Raw genomic sequence first — 24950 nt, 5'->3', positions numbered from 1 at the left:
GGGAGCAGCCCGGGGCCATGGCGACGGAAGAGGCAAGGGCCGGTGTGCTCGAAGGAAAGGTCGCGCTGGTGGCCGGTGCCACGCGGGGCGCCGGGCGCGCGATCGCGGTGGAACTCGCCCGCGCCGGAGCCTTCGTGTACGCCACCGGGCGCAGCAGCCGCACCGCGGGCCGCTCGGAGATCAACCGGCCCGAGACGATCGAGCAGACCGGTGAACTGATCACCGCGGCCGGGGGCACCGGCACGGCACTGCGGGTGGACCACCTCGACAGCGATCAGGTCCGCGCCCTCGTCCAGCGCATCGACCACGACCACGGCCGCCTCGACATCCTCGTCAACGACATCTTCGGCGGCGACACCTACGCCCAGTTCGGCACCACCCTCTGGGAGCACGACCTCCCGGGCGGGCTGCGGATGCTGCGCATGGGCATCGACACCCATGCCATCACCAGCCACCACGCGCTGCCGCTGCTCATCCGTCGCCCCGGCGGGCTGGTGATCGAGATGACCGACGGCACCGCGGAGTACAACGCCGCCTACCGCCACCACGAGGGGTTCTACTACGACCTGGTCAAGGCCGCGGTGCAGCGGATGACCCTGGCCCAGAGCCGGGAACTCGCCCCGCACGGGGGAGCCGCCGTCGCCGTGACGCCCGGCTGGCTGCGCTCGGAGAAGATGCTCGAAGCCTTCGGCGTGACCGAGGACAACTGGCGCGAGGCGACCGCCGCCGTGCCGCATTTCTGCATCGCCGAGTCCCCGGTCTACGTCGCACGGGCGGTGGTCGCCCTCGCCGCAGACCCGGACGTCGCGCGCTGGACGGGCGCGGTCGTCTCCAGCGGTCAACTCGCCCCCCTCTACGGCTTCACCGACACCGACGGCACCCAACCCGACTGCTGGCGCTACGTCGTCGAGGTGCAGGACCGGGGGCTCCCGGCGGATGACACGGGCTATCGCTGACGGCGGCCGCTCTGCTTTCCGAGTGGGGTGCGCGCCCAGCGGCCGACGGCTCGTGAAGGCTCTGTTCTCGTGCAGTGCGGCGCTCGTACGCCGGCGGGCGGAACGTAGCGCTCCGTGATGCCGTCGCCACTTGTCGGATCCGGGCGGGTCCGCGACAGTGTGCGTAGTGGTGCAAGTCGGCCGGCGCAGGCGCAGTCAGGGGGACTCGTGAGGTACGCACACCGGGAGAAGGCTCGCGTGGTGGCAGGCGCGCGGCGGCGATCGGCGACGGTCGCGGTCGTGCTCGCCGTCGTCGGTGCCGTGGGGCTGGCGACCGCGGCGCCGGCGAGCGCCGAGGTCAAGTCCACGTGCGGCACCTACATCTGCGTGGCCACCGCCTATCAGGGGCGCGACTACGTCCAGGACATCACCGTCACCACGAAGGACGGGCTGCCGGGGACGTTGCGTGCCTTCGTGGGCCCCTACCGGAACAGCAAGGCCGGGGTGTCACGGTGGCGGTTCGTCGTCAACCGTGAGATCAGGGCGTATCCGCGCCTGGCCGTCTGCGGTGGTCTGGATCGCGGCGGCCGGGTCATCGAGAACCACTGCGTACTGATCCCCTGACCTCCTCGGGCCCCGCCGTCGCCGCCCGCTCTTCCCGAGAGGCGGAGGCGCCCGCTCAGCCCGCCGTCTCGCCCGCGTGCGGCGACAGGGTGCCCGCCGCCACCAGGGCGAACAGGGCTATGCCCAGGAGGATGCGGTAGATGACGAAGGGCATGAAGGACTTCTGGGAGATGAACTTCATGAACCACGCGATCACGGCGTAGCCGACGACGAAGGCGATGAGAGTGGCGAAGACGGTGGGGCCCCAGGCGATGTGGCCCTCGCCCGCGTCCTTGAGCTCGAAGACGCCGGAGGCCAGTACGGCCGGGATGGCGAGCAGGAAGGAGTAGCGGGCGGCGGATTCGCGGGTGTAGCCCATCAGCAGGCCGCCGCTGATGGTGGCGCCGGAGCGCGAGACGCCGGGGACGAGCGCCATGGCCTGGCAGACGCCGTACAGCAGACCGTCCTTGACGCTGAGGTCCGTGAGGGTCTTGCGCTGCTTGGCGGCCCGGTGCCGGCCGCCGGTCTCGTCGCGGGCGGCCAGCCGGTCGGCGATGCCGAGGACCACGCCCATGACGATCAGGGTGGTGGCGATCAGCCGCAGATCGCGGAACGGGCCCTCGATGGCGTCCTTGAGCGTGATGCCCAGCACGCCGATCGGGATCGAGCCGACGATCACCAGCCAGCCCATCTGGGCGTCGTGATCGTGCCGCAGCTCCCGGTTGACGAGGGAGCGGGCCCACATCGAGATGATCCGCCCGATGTCCTCGCGGAAGTAGATGATGACGGCCGCTTCGGTGCCGATCTGGGTGATGGCGGTGAACGCCGCCCCGGGGTCGTGCCAGCCGGCGAACGCCGCGGTCAGCCGGAGATGCGCGCTGGAGGAGATCGGGAGGAATTCGGTCAGCCCTTGGACGAGTCCGAGGACGAAGGATTCAAACCAGGACATGGAGACTACGCAATCCAAGGGTGGTCAGGCGCTGACCTGCGCAAGATGGGGAGAAACGGGACGGTGGCGGCGGATGCGGATCATCGCCGACAGGGGGCAGCGTAACGTTCGAAGGTGTCCGGGCGGCCAAAGGGTCCACGCCGGGCTACGGTCCTCGCCCGCCTCGTGCCGGCCTCGCCGGGAACGGCCCCGAGCCGCTGTCAGCGTCCGCGCAGCGCCTTGCGCTTGTACCACGCCACCACCAGCGCCCCCAGCGCGCTGACCGCGATGAAGCCCATGGCCAGGAGGAACACCGGTGAGGTGGGCGTCGAGGCCCGTGCGCCGGCCACGGCGTAGGCCGCGGTGTTCGGGATGCTGCCCAGCGCCGTCGCGGCGAGGTAGGAGACCCAGCCCGTGCGGGAGACGGCTGCGCAGTAGTTCATGGCGCAGAACGGCAGGCCGGGCAGGAGCCGGATCACCACCATCGAGCGGAAGCCGTGCTCGCTCAACTGCCGGTCGGCGGCCGTCAGCCAGCGGGCGCGCAGCAGCGGGCGCAGGGCGTCCTGCCCGAGGAGCCGGCCGAGCCCGAACGTCAGCGCGGCGCCCAGCATCGTGCCGGCGAGCGCCGTGGCCAGCCCGGCCTGACTGCCGAAGAGGGCGCCCGCCGCCAGATTGAGGACCGGGCGCGGAACGAAGAAGGCGGTGCACGCGCCGTACGCCAGCGCGAAGACCGCCAGGGCGGTGGCGCCGGACGCCTGGGCGGGCCGGGCGTCGGTCAGCAGATGCTGCGGCTGCCACCACAGCGTCACGGCCGCGCCGCAGGCCAGCAGGGCCAGCAACAGGACCAGCCGGGAGCGGGGAGCGAGCAGTACGCGCGTGCAGCGGGCGGCGACGCCGGCGGGCGCCGCGGCGGGCGGGAGCATTCCGGGAGCGTAACCGACCGGGGTGCGGGCAGCCGCCATCCCGCGGCCGTGGCGCCTGCCCGTGCGGTGGATCAGGGCGGCAGTCGCGACGAAGTACCGGAAAGGGCGCCGGACATGGCGCCGGATAAATCAGTCGACGCCGCGCCGGGGGCCCGGCACCATAAGGCGCATGTTCCGGTACGCCTTCCTCCCGCTCCCGTCCGCAGCCGCGGACGAGCCGAAGGCTGCCGTCGATCTCCTCGCGGCCCTCGCCGCCTGCGCTCCCGCAGACACCGCCACCGCGGTCGCCGTCCCGGCCGCCGCGATGGCCGACGGCGCACGAAGCTGACCCTCTCCGGATCGTCCGGCGGACCCCGCAGGGGGAGGGTCGGCCGGTTTCCGGGGTCCCCACGGCGCCAAGTCGCCGTTCTCACCGCACTGTTGCGAGGAAGACCACCATGCCCAAGACGGCATACGTGCGCACCAAGCCGCACCTGAACATCGGCACCATGGGCCACGTCGACCACGGCAAGACCACCCTGACCGCGGCCATCACCAAGGTCCTCAGCGACCGGGGGAGCGGGGCGTTCGTGCCCTTCGACCGGATCGACCGGGCCCCGGAGGAGGCCGCCCGCGGCATCACCATCAACATCTCGCACGTCGAGTACGAGACCGGCACCCGGCACTACGCGCATGTCGACATGCCGGGCCACGCGGACTTCATCAAGAACATGGTGACCGGCGCCGCGCAGCTCGACGGCGCGATCCTGGTCGTCTCGGCTCTCGACGGGATCATGCCGCAGACCGCCGAGCATGTGCTGCTCGCCAAGCAGGTCGGCGTCCGGCACATCGTCGTGGCCCTCAACAAGGCCGACGCCGGCGACCCGGAACTCACCGACCTGGTGGAGCTGGAGGTGCGCGAACTGCTCGGTGCGCACGGCTACGACGGCGAGCACGTGCCCGTCGTACGGGTCTCGGGGTTGCGCGCCCTGGAGGGCGACCCGCGCTGGACGGGGGCGATCGACGCGCTGCTGGACGCCGTGGACACCTATGTCCCGATGCCCGAGCGGTATGTCGACGCGCCGTTTCTGCTCCCGGTGGAGAACGTGCTGACCATCACCGGTCGCGGCACGGTCGTCACCGGGGCCGTCGAGCGCGGCACGGTGCGGGTAGGCGACCGGGTCGCGGTGCTCGGCGCGGAGGTGGAGACGACGGTCACCGGGCTGGAGACGTTCGGCAAGCCCATGGAGTCGGCCGAGGCCGGTGACAACGTGGCGCTGCTGCTGCGGGGTCTGCACCGCGACCAGGTGCGCCGCGGGCATGTGGTCGCCGCGCCGGGCAGTGTCACCCCGCGGCGCCGCTTCACCGCCGAGGTGTATGTGCTCTCCACCGAGGAGGGCGGCCGCCGGACGCCGCTGTCCACCGGCTACCGGCCGCAGTTCTACATCCGCACCGCGGACGTGGTCGGCGACCTCGACCTCGGCGAGCGGGGTGTGGCCCGGCCCGGCGAGACGGTGACGGTGTCGGTCGAACTGGGCCGGGACGTGCCGCTGGAGCGGGGCCTGGGCTTCGCCATCCGGGAGGGCGGCCGCACCGTCGGCGCGGGCACGGTCCGCACCGTCGAGGAGTAGGAACCGCGGGCCGTCGCGGCCGCGTCCGGTGCCTCTCGGGGTGCCGGGCGCGGCCGTCCGCTGTCGCGGCGGGCACCCGGGTGCGAGACTGCACGCCCGGACGGACGGGCACGAGGCCCCGGCCGGCCCCGTGGCGGCGGGCGGCGGCCGGACACGGAAGGAGACCCGATGGCGGGCACGGCACTGGTCCTGGGCGGTGGGGGCCTCACCGGCATCGGCTGGGAGGTCGGGGTGCTCGCCGGTCTCGCCGAGGCGGGTCTCGATCTCGCCGACGCCGACGTCGTCATCGGTACTTCCGCCGGGTCGATCGTCGGCGCCCACCTCACCTCCCGGCACCACACCGTGGAGGAGCTGTACGCGCACCAGCTCGCCGCGCCCGAGAAGAGCGCCTCGGCCACCCGGATGGGACCGGCCGCGCTGGCCCGGTTCGCGGCCATCGCGCTGCGTTCCCGTGACACGGCCTCGTTCGGGGCGCGGATGGGGAAGCTGGCGCTCGGGGCCCGTACCGTCACCGAGGCGGAACAGCGCACGGTGATCGCCCGGACCCTGAACCTGACGGACTGGCCGGCCCGCCGGCTGGTGGTCACCGCGGTGGATGCCGCGACGGGCGAGCGGACCGCCTTCGACGACACCAGCGGGGTGCCGCTGCTGGACGCGGTGGGCGCGAGCTGCGCGGTCCCCGGCATCTATCCGCCGGTCACCATCGACGGCACCCGGTGGATCGACGGCGGGGTGCACTCCAGCGCCAACGCCGACGTGGCCGCCGGATACGCCCGGGTGGTGGTCGTCGCGCCGATGGCGGCCAGTGGCGGGCCGATCGCCGGTCCCCGGGCGCAGGGGGAGCAACTGGCCCGCCGGGGCGCCCGGGTGTGCGTGCTCACCCCCGACCGCGCGGCCCGCTCGGCGTTCGGCCGCAATGTCCTGGACCCCGCCAAGCGCGCGGACGCGGCCCGCGCGGGGCGCCGGCAGGCGGCCGCCCACGTGGCGCGGATCCGGCAGGTCTGGTCGGACTGACCGGACCGGCGGACGGGCCCGCGGCGGCCGGTCCGGAGCCCGCGGCCGCACCGGCACAATGGGACGGTGGACGAAGCACCCGAGCCGATACCCGTCACCCGGACCGTGGACTGCGGCACGGCCAAACTCCTGCCGGACGTCGACCGGCCGCGCGCCTGGCTGCTCACGGTGGACGGCGCACCCCAGTCGTACGTGGACCTCGACGCGCCCACCCATCTGGAATTCGAGTACGTGCGCCGGCTGGCCTTCGTCCTGGACGAGGCGGCCGCCCCGGGGCGGCCGCTCGACGTGCTGCACCTGGGCGGCGGGGCGCTGACCCTGCCGCGCTACCTCGCCGCCCTCCGCCCGCACTCCCGGCAGGACGTCGTCGAGGCCGACCGCGGACTGCTCGCGCTGGTGGCGGAGCACCTGCCGCTGCCCGGCGACTGCGGGATCACGGTGCACGCCCAGGACGCCAGGACGGCCCTGGAGGCGGCGCCGGAGGGCAGCGCCGACGTCATCGTGGCGGACGTCTTCGGCGGCTCACGGGTCCCGGCGCACCTCACCTCCGTCGAGTACGCACGGGCCGCGGCCCGGGTGCTGCGGCCGGACGGCTGCTACGCCGCGAACCTCGCGGACGGCGCCCCGTTCGGCTTCCTGCGCGGCCAACTCGCCAACTTCGCCGCCGTCTTCGAGCACCTCGCGCTGATCGCCGAGCCTTCCGTGCTGCGCGGCCGCCGGTTCGGCAACGCCGTGCTGCTCGCCTCGCGCGCACCGCTCCCGATCGCCGCGCTGGCCCGGCGGACGGCCGGCGACGCGTTCCCGGCCCGCGTCGAGCACGGTGCGGCGCTGCGGCGGCTGATCGCCGGTGCGGTCCCCGTACGCGATGCCGAGGCGGTGGCGTCCCCCCTGCCGCCCGACGGGGCGTTCAGCGTCGGCTGAGCACGGCCCGCCGCGGCGGCGCACCCACGCCGCGACGACCGGTCACTCCGCCTCCGCGGTGTGCGGTTGCGCCGCCCCGGCCGGGCGGGGAAGAGCCCCCGCGGCCGTCGGCTCCGGACCGGTACGCCGGGCCAGCCGCCGCACGTCGGGCACGCAGAGCACCGCCGCCGTCAGCAGCACGATCACCGCGGAGCAGCCCCACAGCGCGGTCTGCCGGCCGATGAGGTCCTGTACGGGGCCGGCCAGCGCGGTGGCGAGCGGGACCATGGCCACCGACCCGAACCAGTCGTAGGAGGAGACCCGGGAGAGCTTCTCCTCGGGGATCTCCTGGTGCAGCGCCACCATCCACAGCACCGAGAAGACCTCGACCGCGATACACGGCGAAGGCGCGCCCCGCCTGTTCGCCGGAGACGCCGGCGAGCACCATGCCCTCGGAGGCCGGCGCGAAGAACGCCTGCCCCATGCCGCCGAGGGCCGCCAGCACGGCCATCTGCCACAGCCGTGGCTCGCCGGTCAGGACGAGCAGCGCGAAGAGGCCCTGGGAGACACAGCTGAGGGCGTTCGCGGCGACCATCACACGGTGCCGGGGCAGCCGGTCGGCTACCGCGCCGCCGAGCAGCAGGAAGAGGACCAGCGCGACCGTCCGCGCGGCCGCCACCAGGCCGACGTCGGTGGCGGAGCCGCCGGCTGCGAGCACCGCGAAGGCGGCGGCGATCATCGCGCCGGAGCTGCCGAGGTTCGCGATGACCGTGGCGCCGGTGAGCAGCAGGTAGTTGCGCCCCGCCCATGGGGGGCGGGGCGCAACTACCAAGAGGACACCGGCACAAAGGGCGCCGCGGCGAACGGCTTCCGGCCCGGCGCGCCCGCCGCCCGCTGCACGGGCTGTGCCGGGGCCCGCACCCCGCCGTCTTCGCTGTGCTGTTGTCCTGGCCGCATGGACGTCAACGATAGGCACGGCGATCCGTGGGCCGCACCGGGATAACCGCGCAAAGGCGCTGCCGTGCGGCCGCGGCGTCCGAGAGGGCCCCGCGGCCGGAGCGAGCCCGCCCCTTCACACCTAAGCTACCGCTAGGTAACATGACGCCCATGTCCTCCGAGACCCTGCCGTCGATCGGCGAAATGATGGCGGCCTCCGTGCCGATGGCCCGCACCCTGAACCTCGAGTTCGCCGAGACCACCGCCGAACGCGCCGTGGTCCGCATGCCCGACCAGGCCGACTTCCACAACCACGTCGGCGGCCCGCACGCCGGCGCGATGTTCACCCTCGCCGAGTCGGCGAGCGGCGCCATCGTGATGGCGGCCTTCGGCGACCAGCTCGGCCGGGCGGTGCCGCTGGCCGTGCGCGCCGAGATCGGCTACAAGAAGCTCGCCATGGGGCCGGTCACCGCCACCGCGGAGCTGGGCCGGCCGGTGGCCGAGGTCGTCGCCGAGCTCGACGCCGGCGAGCGCCCGGAGTTCCCCGTGAACATCGCCATCACCCGCGAGGACGGCGCGGTCACCGGCGAGATGAGCATCGTGTGGACCCTGCGCCCCAACAAGTGAGCTGATTCACAGCGGGGTTTCCCCGGCCCGTCGTGCCCCGCACGGCGGGCCGCCGCCGTTTCCGAGGGGCCGCTCGGCTCCCGTACCGGGCGGCGGGAACGAGTGTTGCGCGGCGCACTCGGATTCGGCCCTCCGTCGGCGCCATCGAGTACGCTTCCCGGGCGTGCCGAGGCGCGCCAGGGGATCGACCGGCACCGTTGTCATGGCCGCCGGCGCACGGCCCACGGGGGCCCTACATCAGCGGAGGAAGCGGCGTTGCACATCCAGGAGTGGCTCGAGACCGTACCGGCCGTGAGCGTCTACCTCCTGGTGGGGGTGGTCATCGGTCTGGAGAGCGTGGGCATTCCGCTGCCGGGCGAGATCGTCCTCGTCAGCGCGGCCATCCTCGCGGCGACCCAGGACCACATCAATCCGGTCGTGCTGGGTGCCTGCGCGTCCGCGGGTGCGATCTTCGGTGACTCCATCGGGTATCTGATCGGACGCAAGGGGGGCCAGCCCCTGCTGCAGTGGGCGGGCCGGAAGTTCCCCAAGCACTTCGGCCCGGACCATGTCGCCATGGCCGAGGCGAAGTTCGACAAGTGGGGCATGTGGGCGGTCTTCTTCGGCCGCTTCGTCGCGCTGCTGCGCATCTTCGCGGGTCCGCTCGCCGGCGTGCTGAAGATGCCGTACTGGAAGTTCCTGATCGCCAACGTCCTGGGCGGCATCGTCTGGGCCGGCGGTACCACCGCGCTGATCTACAGCGTGGGCATCGTCGCCGAGTCGTGGCTCAAGCGCTTCTCCTGGCTCGGACTGGTCGCCGCCCTGCTGTTCGGCGCCGGGTCCTTCCTCCTGATGAAGTACCGCGCGAAGAAGGCCGCCGCCGCGCGCGAGGCGGCCCAGGCGCCGGTCACCGCGACGGTCGACTGACCCCCGCCGAGCCGCCGCGCGGCCCGTACGTCAGGTCATCAGCCAGACATCGGGCCCGCCGTCGCGCCACTCGAAGATCCCGGTGTCGTCCCAGACGAAACTCGCGGTGCCGAAACCGGCCCGGCGCAGTATCGCGGCCACATCACCGGGCCGCAGCGCCCGTCCCAGATCCTGTCCGTGGAGCGACACACGGCGACCGCCGGTGCAGGGCGGATGCACGATCACGGGGGCACGCTTCATGCCTCTCAGCATGCGACCGGCACCCCGCTCCCGCATCCCGAACGCGGTCGCCGCGTCACCCAGCGTGTTCCGCGGCGGCCCGCCGCGGACGGCCCGGCCCTCAGGAGCCGGCCCGCAGCCGTGAGAAGAACGGCCGCGCCCGTACGCCGGGCCCGCCGCGCTGCCACCATGGGGTCTCCTCCCCGGAGTCCGGCGCCGCCGGCCCCTTGCGCACCGTCCGCCGCAGCTCCGCCAGCGTGTGGCGGACGCCCGCGATGAACAGCGGGTCGCCGATGAGCTTCTTGGCCTCCAGCGCCTTGTGGCAGGCGCGCAGCGCCGCCGTCGGCTTCCCGTGGGCGCTCTCGGTCAGGGCACGGGCGTAGAGGACCGTCGAGTACAGCCAGAAATCGCCGTCGGAGTGCCGGGTCTCCCAGGCGCGGCCCGCCGCCGCCCGTGCCCGCTCCGCGTCGAGCGGCGCCAGGGCGATGGCGAGCAGCGCCCAGCTGTGCGCGGGCCCGGGACCGAACCACGGATCCCTGGCCTGGTGCCGGGTCGCCTCCTCCAGGCAGGCCACGGCCGCCGCGGTGTCCCCGCCGTACAGCTCCCGTACGGCATGCGCGTGCGCGATACGGGCCAGTCCGTCGGTGTCCGCGTGCAGCACGGCCGCCGTCCACGCCTCGTCGAGCAGGGCCTGTGCGGCGGCGGGCGACTGCTCCTGCGCGGCGAGATAGCCGGCCAGCCACAGCGCCCTGGCCCGGAGCGCGGTGTCCTCGCGGCAGAGCAGCAGCAGCCGGTCGAGATGGGCCCGCCCCTCGCGGCGGAAGCCGCACGCGGCCCACTGGAACCACAGGGACACCGCGATCTCCAGTGCGCCGAGGGCGTCCTCCGCGTCCTGCGGCGGCCGGGTCAGCGCCGCGTCGAGATTGGCCTGTTCGTCCTCCACCAGCCGCACGGCCACCTGCTGGTTCGGGCCCTGCCAGGCGATCTGGGCCTCGGCCGCGAGCGCCGCGCAGGCCTGCCGGAAGCGCCGCAGCGCCGCGGACTCCTCGCCCGCCTCGCGCAGCTGGGCGCGCCCGAAGTCCCGGGCGGCGCGCGGCAGTCGGAAGCGCGGCGGCAGCGCGGCGCCGGTGTCCTCGTGCATGCCGCCCGCGTCCCGTACGCGCTCGACGACCGAGACCGTACGGAGCCGTTCCAGCGCGCCGTCGACCGCCGCCGCCGGGACGTCGCCGCCGGCGCAGACGCATCCGGCGAGCCAGGGGTCGAAGTCGCCGGGCAGCACCGAGAGCCTCGCCCACACCCGGCGGTCGGTGGGCGAGCAGAGGGCGTAGCCCGCGGCCTGCGCGGCGTGCAGCGAGGTGTGCCGCACGGTGGCCGCGGGACCCGAGTAGAAGAGCGGGCCGTCCGAGTCCACCTGCGCCGCCAGCTGCGGCAGGGACATCCGGTCCAACTGGTGCGCGGCCAACGCGATCGCGAGCGGCGAGCCCTCCAGCGCCTGGCACACCGCGACCAGGAGTTCGGGCGCCGCGGTTCCGGTCCGTGCGGCCAGCAGCTCGACCGCCGGTCCGGCGATCCCCTCGCCCAGCGTCACCGCCAGCGGGGCGAGTTCGACGACCCGTTCCTCGGCCAGCCCCAGCGGGCCTCGCGCGGTCACCACGATGCGCAGCGACGGATCGGCGCGCAGCAGCCGCCGTACGAGCCGGGCGCACTCGCCGCGTACCGGGTCGCAGTCGTCGAGCAGAACGGTCGCGCGCTGCCGCCGGCAGTACGCGGCCAGCGCCGCGATGGCCGTGCCGCCCGCGGGAGCGCTCGCCGAGGTGGTAGGCGTACGGCCGGGCCGCGAGGGGGTGCCGGCGGGTTCGGCCGTCTGCCGGGCGAGGGGCCGTGCGGTGTCCCGGTACGCGGCGTCCGCCTGCCCCGCCGCCCGCAGCAGCGCCTCGGCCGGACCGCCCTCGGACGGGCCGTCCCAGCAGCCGACCCGCAGGACCGTGCCGCCGTGCCGGGCGGTGTGCTCCGCGAGGACGGCATGGGCCAGCACGCTCTTGCCCACCCCGGCGGCCCCGGTGAGCGTCACCAGCGGAGAACCGCTCAGCAGACCGGACACCTGCTCATGCTCAACGGCCCGCCCCACTACGCCGGGCGGAGGCCGGTGATCGGCCCACGCGGTCATCGGTCATCCCCAACCACGGCACAGTGCCGCGCCCTTCCGAACTGGGAACCCACCTTGCCAGAACCGACCGACCGGTTAAGAACGAGTGGGCTCATCGAACGAGGGAAACGCGGCCGCCGCATTTGACGTGGCGCGCGGCCCCCTGAGCGTGCCGGGACGACGGACTGCCAGGTCAGGTGGCCGGGGTCGGCGCCGAGGCCCGTTCCGCCGATCTTAAAGTGGTGTCTTTCGACCGGCGCCGCAGTGGCAGCGTGGCTGCCCGCGGTCGGTCCGAGTATCCGAGGAGAACGCCCCGATGAAGTGCCTGCGCGTCCGTGCTGCGGTGAGTGTGGTGGCCCTGGGGCTGCTGGCCGGGTGCGGCGGCGGCCAGGACGCCGTGAACGCCTCCGGTGTGCCGCGGCTGCACGCGCATGCCGCCGACGCCCGCAACGGCGCGCCCCGGGTGGCCGCGCCGCGCGGCCCGCGCTCCTCCTTCACCCCGTTCCGCACCACCGGGGACGGCACCGCGGTCGTCCGGACGACCTGGCACGGGCGCAAGTCCGGTTTCAACGGGGACATCTGGGCCTGGGTGCCGCCGGAGTACCACCGGTCGCAGTACGCCGCGAGCGGCTTCCCGGTGCTGATCGCCCTGCCGGGTGCCTACGGCTATCCGTTCAACTACTGGGCCGGGGACGCCTTCGCGCTGGAGGAGCGGATCGCCGAGTGGTCGCGGCAGGGCAAGACGCTGCCGTTCATCGTCGTGATGCCGGTGCTCAATCCCGGCCGGAAGTACTACGACGGCAGTGACATCCCGGGGCAGCCGAAGATGGGCACCTGGCTGACCGAGGACGTCCCGGACTTCGCGCGGGCCAACTTCCGTACGTACGACAGCCGCGACGGCTGGGCCTTCATGGGCTCCTCGTCCGGCGGGTTCGCCGCGCTGAAGGCCGTGCTCAAGGAGCCGCGGAAGTTCAAGGCGGCCATCGTCAACGGCCCCGACACGGCGCCGGATTCGCCGATGTGGCAGGGACACCCGGCCGAGATGCGCGCCAACGACCCGCGCCACCTGGCACGGCTGCTGGCGGCCCGGCGCGGCCTGTCCGTCTACCTCGCCTTCGAACTCGGCAGCAAAGAGGCGGCGGTGCCCGACGTGAAGCGCTTCATCAGGGACTACACCGGCGGTCCTGTCCACTCCACGCTCTTCGAGATACCGGACGGTGTGCACAGCGGGCACACCTACATCCAGCGGATGGCCGACTCGCTGCACTGGATCAGCGAGCGGATGCAGGGGCCTGTGCCGTCCGCCTGACGGCCTTCTGACGCCCTGTCGCCCAGGTGGTCGCACGGCCGGCGCCCTCCTGTTGCCGACGCCGCGACGGCCGTGAGAATGGTCCGTGAACCCGGCCGGTGGGCACGGCCGGTGCCGGACGGGTGTGCCCGCGGGAAGGAGAGGCGTGCGGAAACTGCGAGTCGCCGGCCTGGCGCTGGCCGGCCCGGCTCTGCTGACGGGGAGCCTCGCGGCGGGCAGCCAGTGGCTGGGGGACCGGGACGCGACCAGCGAGGTGCGCGGGACGACCGACACCGTCCCGCGCGACGAGGTCGCCCGGTCCATCTCGGGGCATCTGTCGCTCCCGGTGATCCCCCGGGGGCCGCGCTCGGTGGACTGCGCCAGGGACCTGCGCGCGGTCAAGGGCGCCTGGACCCATTGCACGGCGCACTACCTGCGGGGGACCGACCGCGGCATGACCGTACGCGTCGTCCGGGTCCGCGGCGGCGAGATCACCTACGTCCACGACGCCCCACACCGCTGACGAGCGGCGGGCGCGGCCACGGCCGGGGCCCGGTGTCGGGACGGGCGACGCGCGAGGCCGGCAGACCCTTCCCATCGCGTGGCCCAGGTCACACCGTTACGCGCTAACGACCCGTCAGGAATAGCCGAAGGTGCTTGCCTTGGGCTCCACCGTGCGCCCAATGGCCCCGAAACAGGGCTTTGTTGAATCTCCTTCAGATCTGTCCAGTGTTCAGATCGCCGTTGGACGAAGGGTGTTGCGGTGATGCTAAGATCATCGCACTTGCCAACGGGTCAGTCACCTGATATGGCGGGAAAGAAATTCCGCGCATTGGCCTATGAAAACCGCCACCCCGGGGAGAACTATGCCATTAGCCGGCCCTTCGATGGCTTTCTGGCAGGCGACTGTGTGTGGCCGTTCACGTATGTCCGGAAGCGCGATTGATTCCGCACGTCGTGGCCAGACATGCGCCACCTGGTGGCTCCGTCGTCCAAAGAGAGTCTTATGACGCAATACTTCCAGGATCCAGCGTTCTGGGGTTTGATCGCTGGCACCCCTGTCGCCGCAACCGCGATTGTTCGCGGCCGAAAAAAGATCACGGAACTTCGACAAGAAAAGGCCGAGCTCAAGCAGCACTACGCCAATCTTGAAGGCCGCTACACGGAGGCCGTGGAAGAAGCCAAGGACCGGGCGGAGGAGGCCACCAAGACCACGCTGAAGTCGGCCATGCGGACGCTGCAGGGTCTGGCGAGCGAGCAGCAGCTGGCGATTTCCAAGCTGCAGGAAGCGTATGGAGAGCACAAGATCCTGCAGGATCTGCTCGACATCGACCACATGAACTCGCAGTTCGCGCGGCGCGCCCAGTCCATCGCCGTGCTCTGCGACGGCTGGCTCGGCCGGCGTCGGCACAACGCCTCGCTCTACGACGTGGTGCGCAGCGCGAAGGGCCGTATCCGCCATTTCACGCGCGTCGAGATCCGGTCGCAGAGCAATTTCGCCATCGTGAGCCGCGCCGTGGAACCGGTGGCACTCGTGCTCGCCGAACTGCTGGACAACGCCACCAGCTATTCGGCGCCGGAAACGATGATCGAGATCAATATCCGCCCGGTGCCCAAGGGCGTGTGCATCGTCGTCGACGACGCCGGTGTCGGGATGAACGAGGAGGAGAAGGCGCGGGCCGCCCAGCTGCTGTCGAGCGAGAATGCGGCCAGCGTCTCCAGTCTCGGAAACCCGCCGCAGTTCGGATTCACCGTCATCGGTGTGCTCGCCGCCCGCTACGGCTTCAGCGTCTCGGTGGACTCCACCTCTCCCTACGGCGGCGTGCGCGCGGTCGTGCTGCTCCCCGACGATCTGCTGACGTCCCTGCACGAGCCCGAGGAGAGCCCCGCCGTGGCCGCTTCCGCTCCGTTGCCGCCCGAGAACCCTCCTGGTCAACCGGCTCCCGGCGGTCCGGCTCCGGCCCCCGCCGCCCCCGCGTACCCGGCCGCGGGGCACCAGTACCCAGGCCCCCCGCCGGCGGGGCAGCCGGCGCCCGAGACGACCGCGGGCGGTCTGCCCAAGCGCCGCCGCCGCGGTGCGATATCCATCGTGCCGACCGATTCCGAGGGCACCCAATCCCCGGCCCGCGACAGCGCGCAGACCGCGTCCGTCATGGGCGCGTTTCAGCGCGGCACGCAATCCGGCCGTCGTTCCACTAATGCAAGCAATGAAGGGCATGAGGTTCAGTGAACTACGATCTGTCGTGGATGCTTGACAGTGCTCTGGAATTGCCCGAAGCGCAGCACGCCATTCTCGTCTCCGCCGACGGCCTTCTCATGGCCCGCTCGAAGGAAGTCGGCCGTGACCACGCCGACACCGTCGCCGCCGCGATGAGCGGAATGCAGTCGCTGAGCCGTACGGTCGCCGATTTCTGCCACGGCGGCCGGTCCGCCGGCCGTCCGCAATGGCGGCAGACGCTGGTGGAGTTCGACCATGGCTGGGTATTTCTCATTTCGGCCGGGGAGGGCGCGTATCTCGCGGTGTCGGCGTCACCCGATGTCGACATGGCGGAGATCACGTTCCGTATGCAGCAGCTCGTCGGTCAGCTCGGCAAGGCACTGACCAGCCCGCCGCGCGAGAGGGCCGATATTCAGCCATGACCACTGATGACGAGCCGGAGCTGGAACACGAAGCAGCGGAGTTAGTACGGCCGTACGTCATCACCAACGGCCGCGATCTTCTTGACGGCAGCGAATTCTCGCTGATCACTCTGGTCACCGTGCACGCGGACCCGCCCCGGACCAAGCCTCTTGATCCGGAGAAGGTCCGCCTGCTGGAGCTGTGTTCGGGAGGCTTCCTCTCGATCGCCGAGATAGCCGGGCACACCCGGCTTCCGGTGGGTGTCGTCAAGATTCTGGTGTCCGATCTCGCGCGGGAGGGTCATCTCTATTCCCGCGCACCCATACCGAGCGCTCAGCTCGTCGACCGGGAAATCCTTGAGGAGGTGCTGCATGGGCTCCAGGCTCGCTTTGGATGACGGCGTGTACCTGCGCAATTCAGTGCAGACCGCGGCGAAGATCCTCGTGGTCGGACACTTCGCCGTCGGAAAGACCACATTCATCGGGACGCTGTCCGAAATTCCGCCGCTGCGGACCGAAGAGGTCATGACCCAGGCGGGCGCGGGAATTGACGACCCGAAAGGCGCACCGGACAAGACCACGACCACGGTCGCCATGGACTTCGGCCGGCTCACGCTCAGCGAGAAGCTGGTCCTGTATCTGTTCGGCACTCCCGGCCAGCAGCGTTTCGTGCAGGTGTGGGAGGACATGACGCGAGGGGCGCTCGGGGCGCTGGTTCTCGTGGACCCCCAGCGGCTCGACGAGTCCTTCCCTGTCATGGACCTGGTGGAACACTACGGAATCCCCTACGCGATCGCGGTGAACCACTTCGACGGGACTCCCACGCATTCGCTCGACGAGATCCGGGAAGCACTGGACCTCCTTCCTGAGACGCCTGTTGTCACCTGTGACGCACGGGACCAGCGTTCCTCGGCGGATTCCCTGATCGCCCTCGTCCGTTATCTCCAGTCCCGCCTCAACTAGGAGTTCAGGCATGCAATCCCACTCGGAATTCCAGGCTCCACCGCCCGGCTGCCCCGCGCACGCCGACGGCGAAAGGGTGCCCCTGCACGGACCGGAATTCGCCGCCGCGCCCGACGCCTTCTACGACATGCTGCGGCAGTACGGTCCCAGCGCGCCCGTCGAGCTGGCGCCCGGCGTGCAGGCCGAACTCGTCACGGACTACGCCACCGCGCTCCACGTCCTGCAGAACCCGGACACCTTCGCGCGCGACTCCCGGCGCTGGCGCGCGTTGAACGAGGGGCAGGTCCCGGCGGACAGCCCCGTGCTGCCGATGATGATGTACCGGCCGAACTGCATGTTCTCCGATGGTGCCGAGCACCTGCGGCTGCGCCAGGCGGTGACGGACAGCTTCGCGCTCCTGGACATGCACCGGGTGAGCCGGCACGTCGACCGCGTCGCGGAGTACCTCATCGACCAGTTCAGCGTCCGGGGCAAGACCGACCTGATCGGCGACTACGCGCAGCTGCTGCCGCTGCTCGTCTTCAACGACCTCTTCGGCTGCCCGGCGGAGATCGGCGACCGGCTGATCAGCGCCATCTCCAACCTCTTCGACGGTGTCGACGTCGAGCGGGCGAACCAGGCGATGGCGGGCGCCCTGTTCGAGCTGGTCACCCTGAAGCGCGGCACGCCCGGCGACGACATCACCTCCTGGCTGATGCAGCACCAGTCGCGGCTGACGGACGAGGAGATGGTCCACCAGCTCGCCCTGCTCATCGGCGCGGGCACCGAACCGGTGCAGAACATCATCGCCAACTCGCTGCGGCTGCTGCTGTCCGACGAGCAGTTCGCCGACGGCCAGCAGGGCGGGGGCGACGTCCTGGTCGAGGACGCCCTCAACGAGGTGCTCTGGAACAGCCCGCCGATCGCCAACTACGCCACCCACTACCCGGTACACGACGTGGAGCTCGCCGGGAACAAGCTGGCGGCCGGGACCCCGGTGCTCATCAGTTTCGCGGCGGCCAACGGGGACCCGAGCCTGTCCGCGGGCCGCCAGACGTTCAGCAAGCGGGCCCACCTGGCCTGGGGCGCCGGGCCGCATGCCTGCCCGGCGAAGGACCCCGCGCTGCTGATCGCGATACGGGCGATGGAGAAGCTGCTGAACGCGCTGCCCGACATCGAGCTGGGGGTTCCCGCGGACACACTGACCTGGCGGCCCGGCCCGTTCCACCGGGCGCTCAACGCCCTGCCCGCCCGCTTCACCCCGGTGCGCAGCGAGCGACGGGGTCTCCGGCCCGGATCTGCGGGTACTCCCGGCGGGGGAGACGCCCGGGCGCGGGAAGAACAGAGCACGTCCCAGAAAGGCAGCTGGTGGAGTGGATTCCTCAGCTGGTGGCGGGCGTGACGCACGCGACAGTTCAGGGGTTCGGGAGTCGCATGAACGTTCAGTCGTAGGGGTATGCAGGGTTGGCGACCAATGAGTGATCTTCGGAAAGAAGGTGTCGCCTTGCAGCCCGCTCTGGCCGCTGCCCCCGTCGACCGGCGCAGTGTGGTTTCGGTTTTCTCCCGTCTCCGCACAGCCGATGGTCAGTCGAATCCCTTGCTGTTGTACGCGAAACTCAGGGCGATGGGGGATGTCGTTCCGGCGCCCTGGGGCGGCCACCTGGTGACGTCGTACGGGCTGTGTCACCAGCTTTTGCGAAGCAGATCCTGGCGGGTCCCGGACAGCGCGTGGCGGGCCCGCCAGGACGACGCGGCCCGCTGGAACACGAGCGCGTCACGCCAGATGGGCGGCACTCTGCCCATGCTCAATCCGCCGGACCACACCCGTGTGCGGCGGTCGGTGGGCAACGTTTTCGACCGCAACTCCCTGGCCGGGATGAGGACGTCGGTCGAGCGGACGACCCATCGGCTGCTCGACCGTTTCGAAGAGGAACTCGCGTACGGCCCGGCGGATTTCTGCGCATTGGTCAGTGAAGAACTCCCCATCATCACCATCGGCGAATGGCTGCAGATTCCGCGGGCCGATCACGCATTCCTGCGTTCACTCACCCACGACCAGGTGTACACCCAGGAATTGTTCCCGACGCCGAGTCAACTCGCCCTGTCCGAGGAGTCGAGCCGACAATTGCACGAATACTTCACTGCTTTGGTGAAGGAACGCAGAAGGAGACCCGGGAACGACCCGGTGTCGGCATGGCTCCGTGTCTGGGACGCGCAGGAACCCGACCGCGAAGCCGCCGACGGCGCCGTGTACTCCCTCGCGCTGTTCATGCTCCTGGCGGCGCTGGAGACGACGTCGCATGTGCTCTCCGGCACCGTCAGGCTGCTCCTGGAGCATCCCCGCCAGCTGAACTGGCTGCGTGTCCATCCCGAGCAGCTCCCGGACGCGATCGACGAGGCGCTCCGCTACGACGCCCCGATACACATGATCAGCCGGGTGGCCCCCGAGGAGACCGAACTCGCCGGGGTGACCGTCCGCAAGAACGAGATGGTGCAGCTCATGGCCGGAGCCGCCCATCACGACCCGGCCCACTACGCCGCTCCCGAGACCTTCGACATCCGCCGCCGGCCCGCCCATCTCGGCTTCGGCGGGGGAATCCACTTCTGTCTCGGCAACGCGCTGGCCCGCATGGAGGCCGACTGCCTGCTCACCGCGTTGCTGGAGCGCCTGCCCGGCCTGCGGATCGGCGGCTCTCCCCGCTGGGAGCCGCGGGTGGCCTTCCGCCGCCTGATCACACTTCCGGTCGTCCGTGTCTGACGTACCCGGCACCGGTCTCCCGCACAGCGGAACTTCACCACAAGGAACGGCCATGATCCACGACTTCAAGTCCCTTCTCGTGACGCACGAGGGGCCCGTCCTCAGGGTGCGGCTGAACCGCCCCGAGACGGGCAACGCCATCTCGGGCGAGATCCTCGACGAGCTCCTCGTCGTACTGGGCGCTCTGGACGAGGAGTTGGGCATCAGGGTCCTCGTCCTCTCCGGCGCGGGGGAGGACTTCTGCCTGGGCGGCGACCGGGCGGAGTTCCCGGCCCTGCTCGCCGAGGACCCCAGCGGGGTGGCGCTGCGCGCCCTGGGCAACAAGGCGCGGCGGGTGTGTGACGCCCTCGCGAGCACCGACGCGGTGACCGTCGCGCGCCTGCACGGCGGCGTGGTCGGAGCCGGAGTGGGGCTCGCGGTCTTCTGCGATCTGCGGGTCGGCGCGGACACCTGCCGCTTCCGGCTGCCGGAGCTGGGCCTCGGGGTGCCGCCCGCCTGGGGAGGCATCATGCCGCGGCTGCTGCACGAGGCGGGCGCGGCCCGGATCCGCGAGCTGATACTGACGGCCGACACCTTCGGCGCCGCCACCGCCCAGGAGCTGTCCATCCTCCACAAGGTCGTCCCGGAGGCGGAGCTGGACGGCGCCGTCACCCGGTGGATCAAGCCGCTGGTCCGCCGCTCCCCGTCGTCGTTGCGGACCGCGAAGCTGATGCTGAACGCCTACGCCAACGCCAACCGCCTGGCGGACGCCACCCTGTTCGACGCCGAGCTGCTGTCCTCCGCGCTGACCGCCGCCGCTGCCCGGAGCTGAGCCGGCCGCCGCGGAGCGGGCCGTGCAGGGTCCGCTCCGCGGGGGCGACACCTGGGCTCAGCCCTCGGCGTCCGGCACGTCCTCCCGGTGCCGAACCACCAGCTCCCGGTACATCACGGCATTGAGCTTGATGGTCTCGCGCTCCTCGTCGGTCAGCTCCCGCCTGACCTTCGCCGGCACCCCGGCGACCAGGGAACCTGGCGGCACCCGCATGCCCTGGGGGACCAGCGCCTGCGCGGCGACCAGCGAGCCCGCGCCGATGTGCGCGCCGTTCAGGACCGTGGCACCCATGCCGATCAGAACGTCGTCCTCGACGGTGCAGCCGTGCAGGACGGCGTTGTGGCCGACCGAGACCCGCGCGCCGACGTGCACCGGGAAGCCGGGGTCCACATGCACCGTGCAGTTGTCCTGGATGTTGCTGTCGGCGCCGAGCACGATCGGGCCGCAGTCGGCGCGCAGCACCGCGTGGTACCAGACGCTGGAGCCCGCCGCCATGGTCACCTCGCCGAGCACGACGGATGTCGGGGCGGTGAACGCCTCCTGATCGACCTTCGGCTCCTTGCCGCCCACCGGTGAAATCAACGCCCGTCCCGCCATCTCTGGATCTCCTCGCCGTGGTCTGCCGCGCCAACAGCACCGTAGACGACGGCCGCTGCGCCGGGCCGGGACGGCGGCCGGTGGGGCGAAGATCACAGCCCGGCGCGCGGTCCGCCGCCCGGCGGGCTGAGTACGGTGTGCGGGTGCCGATAAACCAGAACGTGTTCTCATCCGTCGCGGCCTGGCGGCGCCGGGCCGTGTCGCGTGCCGTCCACCGCGGCGCGCGCTGGGTGAGGGAAGTCGCGGCCGTCACGGCCGAGCGCCCCGGCCCGTACCGCTTCCGGCGGATCGGTGCCGGCACCCGGCTCGCCTATCCGCAGGGCACGGTCTTCGGCGACCCGTGGATCGAGCTCGGCGAGCACTGCATCATCGCCCAGGACGTGACGCTCACGGCGGGCATGATGCCGGACCTGGACCTCGGCCCGGACCCGATCCTCACGCTGGGGAACGGCGTGGTGCTGGGCCGCGGCAGCCATGTGATCGCGGATGTCCGGCTGACGATCGGGGACGACTGCTTCTTCGGCCCCGGGGTCTACGTCACCACCACCAACCACAGCTACGACGATCCCGAGGTGCCGGTCGGCAAGCAGTGGCCGCGCAGCGCCCCGGTGGCCATCGGGCCCGGCGGCTGGATCGGTACCGGCGCGGTGATCCTGCCCGGCGCGCGGCTGGGCCGGAACGTGGTGGTCGCGGCCGGGGCCGTGGTCCGCGGCGAGGTCCCCGACCACGCGGTGGTGGCCGGCGCGCCCGCCCGGATCGTCCGCCGCTGGGACGCCCGGCAGGGCTGGCAGCCGCCGCTGCGCACGCCGGCGCCGGTGCCGATCCCCGAGGACGTCACCCCGGACCAGCTGGTCGCGCTGCGGGCCTGGCAGGCGGCGGAAGCCAAGGAGGCGGAGGAACCCGCGGGGGCCGAGGGGGCGTACGAAACGTCCTGACGCGCCGTCGTGCGGACGAGCACGCGGGGCATGGACGGGGCGCCGCCCGTCCCTCCTGCCCCGCCTGGATCTCCCGCCCCCTGCGCGTCAGTTTCCCGAGGCTCCCGAGGCGAGCAGCACCGAGCCGACCAGCGCCAGGGAGGCACCGGCCGTCTGGATCGCGCGCAGCCGCTCCTTGAGGATGCCGAGTGCGGCGAGCGAGGTGACGACGGGGTAGAGCGAGGCGAGCACCGCTGCCATGGTGACCGGGCCGTTCTGGGCGGCGAGGGCGTAGGTGCCGTTGGCGGCGACATCGGCGATCCCGACGAAGCCGAGCGCGGGCAGCGCGCTCCGGAGGGCCGGCAGGCCGCCCTCGGGCAGGGCCGGGGTGCCGCGCCGCACCGACGCGTACAGGGCGGCGCCGCCGACGGCGACGTTGCACACCCGCTGGACGAACAGGGCCAGGAAGAGGCCGGTCACGGTCGTGGAGGCCTCCGAGATCAGGGCCATCACCGCGCCGAACCCGAGCGCCGACACCAGCGTCAGCACCAGGGTCTGGCGGGCCACGGACGCGCCGCTGACCCGCGGTCCGCCGGCCAGCACCACGCCGATCACGGCCACGACCATGCCGGTGGCCTGCAGCAGCCCCGGCCGCTCGCCCGCCACGATCCCGACCCCGAGCGGGACGAGGACGGTGCCGAGTGCGGCGAGCGGGGAGACCACGCCCATGGGGCCGAGCGCCAGGGCGCGGTAGAAGCAGAGCATGGCGGCGGGCCCTACGACGCCCGCCCCGACCGCGAACCACAGCTGCGGCCCGGCCTCCCGCCAGCCGCCGGTGGCCAGCACCACCGCGCCCAGCACCACGGCGGCCAGTACCTGCGAGACGACCACCACGGTCAGTGCCTGCAGGCGGCGGGTGAGCAGTCCCCCGCCGAAGTCGGCGAGCCCCCACAGAAGGCTGGTGGCCAGGGCGAAGACCGCTGTCATGGTGAAACCTCGCAGTACAGTGAACCAGACGCTGAAGTACACCACACAGTAGTGCAGCAGGTTGCATCGCTGCATCCAATATATTGCCCTTCGACTTGGACGGACCGTGACGGATCTCGACCAGCTCACGCAGTCGCTCGCCCATAACCTCAAGCACTGGCGCGCCGAGCGCGGCTACACCCTCGACGCGCTGGCGGCCCGCGCCGGGGTCAGCCGCGGCATGATCATCCAGATCGAGCAGGCCCGGACCAACCCGAGCGTGGGAACCACCGTCAAGATCGCCGACGCGCTCGGCGTCAGCATCACCACGCTCCTCGACTACGAACAGGGCCCGCAGGTGCGGATCGTGACACCGGACGAGGCGGTCCGGCTGTGGTCCACCGACGCCGGCAGCTCCACCACGCTCCTCGTCGGCGCCGAGGCGCCCGGCCCCTACGAGCTGTGGGACTGGCGGTTGATGCCGGGCGACAGCAGCGCCTCCGATCCGCATCCGCCCGGCACCGTGGAGCTGCTGCACGTACGGGCCGGCACGCTGACGCTGATCGTGGACGGCGCGGAGCACACGGTGCCGGCCGGCGCCTCGGCGACATTCGAGGCCAAGGTCGCGCACGGCTACCGCAACGACGGTGCGGAACCGGTCGAGATGACCATGTCGGTGATCATCCCGCTCACCCGCTGAGACGGCCCGCGCGGCCCCCGTCACGACTGTTAACTTGGCGCCATGCCCGTGCCGATGGATGCCTTCGACGAGGTCCGGCCCGCCGTGCGGTGCCTGGACCTGCTGTCCGACCCGGTGGCCGCCGCGATCCGCTCCTGGAGCGGGTCGGTACCGGTCGAGGAGCTGCGGTTCGTCGACACGGACCCCGCCGTCGCGGACACCGCGCTGCTCGTCGACCGCTACGGCTCCTGGCTGCTGGAGCAGTCGGCGAACTGCGTGGTGGTGGCCGGCAAGCGCGGCGGCGAGACCACCCTGGCCGCCTGCCTCGTCCTCTCGCACACCCGCGCCGACGTCAACGGCGTGGTGCGGCGTCATCTGGGCGCCCGCAAGGCCTCGTTCGCGCCGATGGACCGGGCGGTGGGGGAGAGCGGGATGGAGTACGGCGGGATCACCCCGATCGGTCTGCCCGCCGACTGGCCGCTGCTGGTGGACCCGGCCGTCGCGGACACCCCGTACGCCCTGATCGGCAGCGGCAGCCGCCGTGGCAAGCTCATCGTTCCCGGCAAGGCACTGGCCGAACTGCCCGGCGCCACGGTCCTGGAGGGGCTGGGCGTCGCCTAGCGCGCCGGGGCGCGGTGGCGCGTCGAGGCCGACGCCGCTGGTGCGCGGCTGCCCTCAGCGTTCTTCCAGGACCGCCCGGATCACATGCCGGGCGTTCGCCGCCATCGACGGGTTGGTCCCGCGGTAGTACGGCAGCGCGATCAGCGCCTGTGAGAGCGTCCGCCCCCGGCCGCGGGCCCAGGACGCGTCGTCCACGCCGAGAGCCTCGCGGAAGACCTGCCGCGCCGGTGCCGGCAGCAGATTCCACGCCGGGAACAGGTCGCAGGCCGGATCGCCCATCCCCATGCATCCGAAGTCGATCACCGAGGTCAGCCTGCCACCGTCCACCAGCAGGTTGCCCGGCATCAGATCGGCGTGCAGCCACACCGGCGGCCCGTCGTGGTCCGGGGCCCGCAGCGACTCCTCCCACACGGCGGTCGCGGCGTCGCAGTCGACGTCCTCCTGCGGAATTCCGCGCAGCTCCTCGATCGCCGCCCGGGTCGACGCGTCGAGCGAGGCGACCGGGCCGCCGCGGTGGGCCGCCGGCGCCCCCGGCAGAGTGAGACTGCGCATCGTCGCCACGAACCCGGCCAGGTCCCCGGCCAGCGGCTCCGCCTCGTCCAGTGCTCCGGCCTCGGGGTTCGTGCCCGCCAGCCACCGGTACACGGACCACGGCCACGGATATCCCTCCGCGGGCTCCCCGGCCCCGAGCACCTCCGGGACGGCGGCGGGCAGCCGGGCCGCCAGGCGCGGCAGCCACTCCCGTTCCCGCACCAGGTCCGCGGCCCCGCCCCGCACCAGCGGCAGCCGTACGACCATGGTGTCGCCCAGCCGGTACATGGCATTGACCGTGCCGCCGGACGGCACCCGCCGCACCGTCAGCCCGGCCCACTGCGGGAACTGCCCGGCGACCAGCCGCCGTACGAGGCCCTCGTCGAGGGGATGGACGCCGGGGTGCATCTGCCCTGTGCTCATGGGGCGCCATCCGACCGCCGGGCGCCCGTGGGCGTCAAACGTATTTCCCGGCCG

At 72.1% G+C, this 24950-nt stretch carries 27 protein-coding genes and 1 pseudogene; 20 read left to right on the top strand and 8 right to left on the bottom strand.

The genetic code is table 11. The annotated features are described in order from the left end of the window. Positions 1-17: 17 nt before the first annotated feature. Together K7396_RS03415 and K7396_RS03410 are read left to right on the top strand one after the other, a co-directional pair. Positions 18-956, top strand: a complete 939-nt coding sequence (locus tag K7396_RS03415; protein ID WP_086717757.1) for an SDR family oxidoreductase — start codon at positions 18-20, stop codon at positions 954-956. Positions 957-1163: 207 nt separating this feature from the next. Continuing rightward, positions 1164-1559, top strand: a complete 396-nt coding sequence (locus K7396_RS03410) for a hypothetical protein (RefSeq protein ID WP_223659595.1) — start codon at positions 1164-1166, stop codon at positions 1557-1559. Between the two features lie 55 nt (positions 1560-1614). Here K7396_RS03410 and K7396_RS03405 read toward each other — a convergent pair whose 3' ends face one another. Beyond that, the gene (locus tag K7396_RS03405) at positions 1615-2487 is read right to left on the bottom strand and encodes an undecaprenyl-diphosphate phosphatase (RefSeq protein WP_086717755.1); all 873 of its coding nucleotides are present in this window, start codon (positions 2485-2487) and stop codon (positions 1615-1617) included. Between the two features lie 200 nt (positions 2488-2687). Then, positions 2688-3389 (bottom strand): TVP38/TMEM64 family protein, encoded by a 702-nt coding sequence (locus K7396_RS03400; protein WP_086717790.1) that lies wholly within the window; start codon positions 3387-3389, stop codon positions 2688-2690. Positions 3390-3558: 169 nt separating this feature from the next. Here K7396_RS03400 and K7396_RS03395 point away from each other — a divergent pair, with 169 nt between their 5' ends. The 4 genes from K7396_RS03395 (at position 3559) to K7396_RS03380 (ending at position 6934) form a co-directional block, all read left to right on the top strand. Then, positions 3559-3717 carry a hypothetical protein gene (locus K7396_RS03395; protein WP_167392751.1) on the top strand — a complete coding sequence of 53 codons (159 nt, stop codon included), beginning with the start codon at positions 3559-3561 and terminating at the stop codon, positions 3715-3717. Positions 3718-3826: 109 nt separating this feature from the next. Then, complete coding sequence (gene tuf, locus K7396_RS03390; RefSeq protein WP_086717753.1) at positions 3827-4999, top strand: elongation factor Tu; 1173 nt, start codon at positions 3827-3829, stop codon at positions 4997-4999. Positions 5000-5167: 168 nt separating this feature from the next. Further along, positions 5168-6013 (top strand): patatin-like phospholipase family protein, encoded by an 846-nt coding sequence (locus K7396_RS03385; protein WP_086717751.1) that lies wholly within the window; start codon positions 5168-5170, stop codon positions 6011-6013. A gap of 66 nt (positions 6014-6079) precedes the next feature. Next, positions 6080-6934 (top strand): spermidine synthase, encoded by an 855-nt coding sequence (locus K7396_RS03380; protein WP_086717749.1) that lies wholly within the window; start codon positions 6080-6082, stop codon positions 6932-6934. A gap of 87 nt (positions 6935-7021) precedes the next feature. Here the strand turns inward: K7396_RS03380 and K7396_RS03375 are convergent. Continuing rightward, positions 7022-7745 (bottom strand): annotated as a pseudogene (locus K7396_RS03375) (MFS transporter); the annotation flags it as partial. Positions 7746-8020: 275 nt separating this feature from the next. On the opposite strand from K7396_RS03375, the gene K7396_RS03370 reads away from it, so the two are divergent. Together K7396_RS03370 and K7396_RS03365 are read left to right on the top strand one after the other, a co-directional pair. Continuing rightward, positions 8021-8476, top strand: a complete 456-nt coding sequence (locus tag K7396_RS03370; protein WP_086717747.1) for a DUF4442 domain-containing protein — start codon at positions 8021-8023, stop codon at positions 8474-8476. A gap of 255 nt (positions 8477-8731) precedes the next feature. Beyond that, a complete protein-coding gene (locus tag K7396_RS03365; protein ID WP_086717744.1) occupies positions 8732-9382 on the top strand; it encodes a DedA family protein in 651 nt (216 codons plus the stop codon). A gap of 30 nt (positions 9383-9412) precedes the next feature. Here the strand turns inward: K7396_RS03365 and K7396_RS03360 are convergent, their stop codons facing one another. After that, positions 9413-9622, bottom strand: coding sequence for a hypothetical protein (locus K7396_RS03360; protein ID WP_167392750.1), 210 nt, complete (start codon positions 9620-9622; stop codon positions 9413-9415). 100 nt (positions 9623-9722) lie between these two features. Then, complete coding sequence (locus K7396_RS03355; RefSeq protein WP_373866864.1) at positions 9723-11768, bottom strand: ATP-binding protein; 2046 nt, start codon at positions 11766-11768, stop codon at positions 9723-9725. A gap of 295 nt (positions 11769-12063) precedes the next feature. On the opposite strand from K7396_RS03355, the gene K7396_RS03350 reads away from it, so the two are divergent. The 9 genes from K7396_RS03350 to K7396_RS03310 all read left to right on the top strand — a co-directional run bounded on the left by K7396_RS03350 (position 12064) and on the right by K7396_RS03310 (position 20165). Beyond that, entirely contained in the window at positions 12064-13056 is a 993-nt protein-coding gene (locus tag K7396_RS03350; RefSeq protein WP_086717740.1) for an alpha/beta hydrolase, read from the top strand. Between the two features lie 145 nt (positions 13057-13201). Next, complete coding sequence (locus tag K7396_RS03345) at positions 13202-13558, top strand: DUF4333 domain-containing protein (RefSeq protein WP_086717738.1); 357 nt, start codon at positions 13202-13204, stop codon at positions 13556-13558. Positions 13559-14041: 483 nt separating this feature from the next. Further along, positions 14042-15265 carry an ATP-binding protein gene (locus tag K7396_RS03340; protein ID WP_086717736.1) on the top strand — a complete coding sequence of 408 codons (1224 nt, stop codon included), beginning with the start codon at positions 14042-14044 and terminating at the stop codon, positions 15263-15265. Next, the gene (locus tag K7396_RS03335; protein ID WP_086717734.1) at positions 15262-15675 is read left to right on the top strand and encodes a roadblock/LC7 domain-containing protein; all 414 of its coding nucleotides are present in this window, start codon (positions 15262-15264) and stop codon (positions 15673-15675) included. Before K7396_RS03340 ends, K7396_RS03335 begins: the two co-directional genes overlap by 4 nt. Continuing rightward, entirely contained in the window at positions 15672-16052 is a 381-nt protein-coding gene (locus K7396_RS03330) for a DUF742 domain-containing protein (RefSeq protein WP_086717732.1), read from the top strand. Before K7396_RS03335 ends, K7396_RS03330 begins: the two co-directional genes overlap by 4 nt. Next, the gene (locus K7396_RS03325) at positions 16027-16617 is read left to right on the top strand and encodes a GTP-binding protein (RefSeq protein ID WP_086717731.1); all 591 of its coding nucleotides are present in this window, start codon (positions 16027-16029) and stop codon (positions 16615-16617) included. Before K7396_RS03330 ends, K7396_RS03325 begins: the two co-directional genes overlap by 26 nt. Positions 16618-16627: 10 nt before the next feature. After that, positions 16628-17998 (top strand): cytochrome P450, encoded by a 1371-nt coding sequence (locus K7396_RS03320; protein WP_086717729.1) that lies wholly within the window; start codon positions 16628-16630, stop codon positions 17996-17998. A gap of 72 nt (positions 17999-18070) precedes the next feature. Then, a complete protein-coding gene (locus tag K7396_RS03315) occupies positions 18071-19354 on the top strand; it encodes a cytochrome P450 (RefSeq protein WP_086717727.1) in 1284 nt (427 codons plus the stop codon). Positions 19355-19406: 52 nt separating this feature from the next. Next, positions 19407-20165, top strand: coding sequence for an enoyl-CoA hydratase/isomerase family protein (locus tag K7396_RS03310; protein ID WP_086717725.1), 759 nt, complete (start codon positions 19407-19409; stop codon positions 20163-20165). Between the two features lie 57 nt (positions 20166-20222). Here K7396_RS03310 and K7396_RS03305 read toward each other — a convergent pair whose 3' ends face one another. Next, on the bottom strand, positions 20223-20762 hold the full coding sequence (locus K7396_RS03305) for a gamma carbonic anhydrase family protein (protein ID WP_086717724.1): 540 nt from the start codon (positions 20760-20762) through the stop codon (positions 20223-20225). Positions 20763-20905: 143 nt separating this feature from the next. On the opposite strand from K7396_RS03305, the gene K7396_RS03300 reads away from it, so the two are divergent. Next, on the top strand, positions 20906-21697 hold the full coding sequence (locus K7396_RS03300) for an acyltransferase (RefSeq protein WP_086717785.1): 792 nt from the start codon (positions 20906-20908) through the stop codon (positions 21695-21697). 87 nt (positions 21698-21784) lie between these two features. Here the strand turns inward: K7396_RS03300 and K7396_RS03295 are convergent, their stop codons facing one another. Beyond that, positions 21785-22663 (bottom strand): DMT family transporter, encoded by an 879-nt coding sequence (locus K7396_RS03295; protein WP_086717770.1) that lies wholly within the window; start codon positions 22661-22663, stop codon positions 21785-21787. A gap of 106 nt (positions 22664-22769) precedes the next feature. Between K7396_RS03295 and K7396_RS03290 the strand changes: the two genes are divergently transcribed. Then, positions 22770-23342: a helix-turn-helix domain-containing protein gene (locus K7396_RS03290; RefSeq protein WP_086717722.1), complete on the top strand. Its 573-nt coding sequence runs from the start codon at positions 22770-22772 to the stop codon at positions 23340-23342. 42 nt (positions 23343-23384) lie between these two features. After that, positions 23385-23942 (top strand): YbaK/EbsC family protein, encoded by a 558-nt coding sequence (locus K7396_RS03285; RefSeq protein ID WP_086717720.1) that lies wholly within the window; start codon positions 23385-23387, stop codon positions 23940-23942. Positions 23943-23996: 54 nt separating this feature from the next. On the opposite strand, the gene K7396_RS03280 is transcribed toward K7396_RS03285, so the two are convergent. Next, complete coding sequence (locus tag K7396_RS03280) at positions 23997-24896, bottom strand: aminoglycoside phosphotransferase family protein (RefSeq protein ID WP_208629114.1); 900 nt, start codon at positions 24894-24896, stop codon at positions 23997-23999. Between the last annotated feature and the right edge of the window lie 54 nt (positions 24897-24950).

The organism is Streptomyces angustmyceticus (assembly GCF_019933235.1).
GTDB classification, from domain to species: domain Bacteria; phylum Actinomycetota; class Actinomycetes; order Streptomycetales; family Streptomycetaceae; genus Streptomyces; species Streptomyces angustmyceticus.
The sequence above is the reverse complement of the archived record's forward strand: the minus strand, read 5'-3'. Positions and strand labels throughout refer to the sequence as shown.

What these genes read in the sequence shown, in the direction of transcription:
- K7396_RS03415 (WP_086717757.1), top strand. Translation starts at nt 18, where the DNA reads ATGGCGACGGAAGAGGCAAGGGCCGGTGTGCTCGAAGGAAAGGTCGCG.
- K7396_RS03405 (WP_086717755.1), bottom strand. Translation starts at nt 2,487, where the DNA reads ATGTCCTGGTTTGAATCCTTCGTCCTCGGACTCGTCCAAGGGCTGACC.
- K7396_RS03400 (WP_086717790.1), bottom strand. Translation starts at nt 3,389, where the DNA reads ATGCTCCCGCCCGCCGCGGCGCCCGCCGGCGTCGCCGCCCGCTGCACG.
- K7396_RS03395 (WP_167392751.1), top strand. Translation starts at nt 3,559, where the DNA reads ATGTTCCGGTACGCCTTCCTCCCGCTCCCGTCCGCAGCCGCGGACGAG.
- tuf (WP_086717753.1), top strand. Translation starts at nt 3,827, where the DNA reads ATGCCCAAGACGGCATACGTGCGCACCAAGCCGCACCTGAACATCGGC.
- K7396_RS03385 (WP_086717751.1), top strand. Translation starts at nt 5,168, where the DNA reads ATGGCGGGCACGGCACTGGTCCTGGGCGGTGGGGGCCTCACCGGCATC.
- K7396_RS03370 (WP_086717747.1), top strand. Translation starts at nt 8,021, where the DNA reads ATGTCCTCCGAGACCCTGCCGTCGATCGGCGAAATGATGGCGGCCTCC.
- K7396_RS03360 (WP_167392750.1), bottom strand. Translation starts at nt 9,622, where the DNA reads ATGAAGCGTGCCCCCGTGATCGTGCATCCGCCCTGCACCGGCGGTCGC.
- K7396_RS03355 (WP_373866864.1), bottom strand. Translation starts at nt 11,768, where the DNA reads ATGACCGCGTGGGCCGATCACCGGCCTCCGCCCGGCGTAGTGGGGCGG.
- K7396_RS03350 (WP_086717740.1), top strand. Translation starts at nt 12,064, where the DNA reads ATGAAGTGCCTGCGCGTCCGTGCTGCGGTGAGTGTGGTGGCCCTGGGG.
- K7396_RS03340 (WP_086717736.1), top strand. Translation starts at nt 14,042, where the DNA reads ATGACGCAATACTTCCAGGATCCAGCGTTCTGGGGTTTGATCGCTGGC.
- K7396_RS03330 (WP_086717732.1), top strand. Translation starts at nt 15,672, where the DNA reads ATGACCACTGATGACGAGCCGGAGCTGGAACACGAAGCAGCGGAGTTA.
- K7396_RS03325 (WP_086717731.1), top strand. Translation starts at nt 16,027, where the DNA reads ATGGGCTCCAGGCTCGCTTTGGATGACGGCGTGTACCTGCGCAATTCA.
- K7396_RS03320 (WP_086717729.1), top strand. Translation starts at nt 16,628, where the DNA reads ATGCAATCCCACTCGGAATTCCAGGCTCCACCGCCCGGCTGCCCCGCG.
- K7396_RS03315 (WP_086717727.1), top strand. Translation starts at nt 18,071, where the DNA reads ATGAGTGATCTTCGGAAAGAAGGTGTCGCCTTGCAGCCCGCTCTGGCC.
- K7396_RS03310 (WP_086717725.1), top strand. Translation starts at nt 19,407, where the DNA reads ATGATCCACGACTTCAAGTCCCTTCTCGTGACGCACGAGGGGCCCGTC.
- K7396_RS03305 (WP_086717724.1), bottom strand. Translation starts at nt 20,762, where the DNA reads ATGGCGGGACGGGCGTTGATTTCACCGGTGGGCGGCAAGGAGCCGAAG.
- K7396_RS03295 (WP_086717770.1), bottom strand. Translation starts at nt 22,663, where the DNA reads ATGACAGCGGTCTTCGCCCTGGCCACCAGCCTTCTGTGGGGGCTCGCC.
- K7396_RS03285 (WP_086717720.1), top strand. Translation starts at nt 23,385, where the DNA reads ATGCCCGTGCCGATGGATGCCTTCGACGAGGTCCGGCCCGCCGTGCGG.
- K7396_RS03280 (WP_208629114.1), bottom strand. Translation starts at nt 24,896, where the DNA reads ATGAGCACAGGGCAGATGCACCCCGGCGTCCATCCCCTCGACGAGGGC.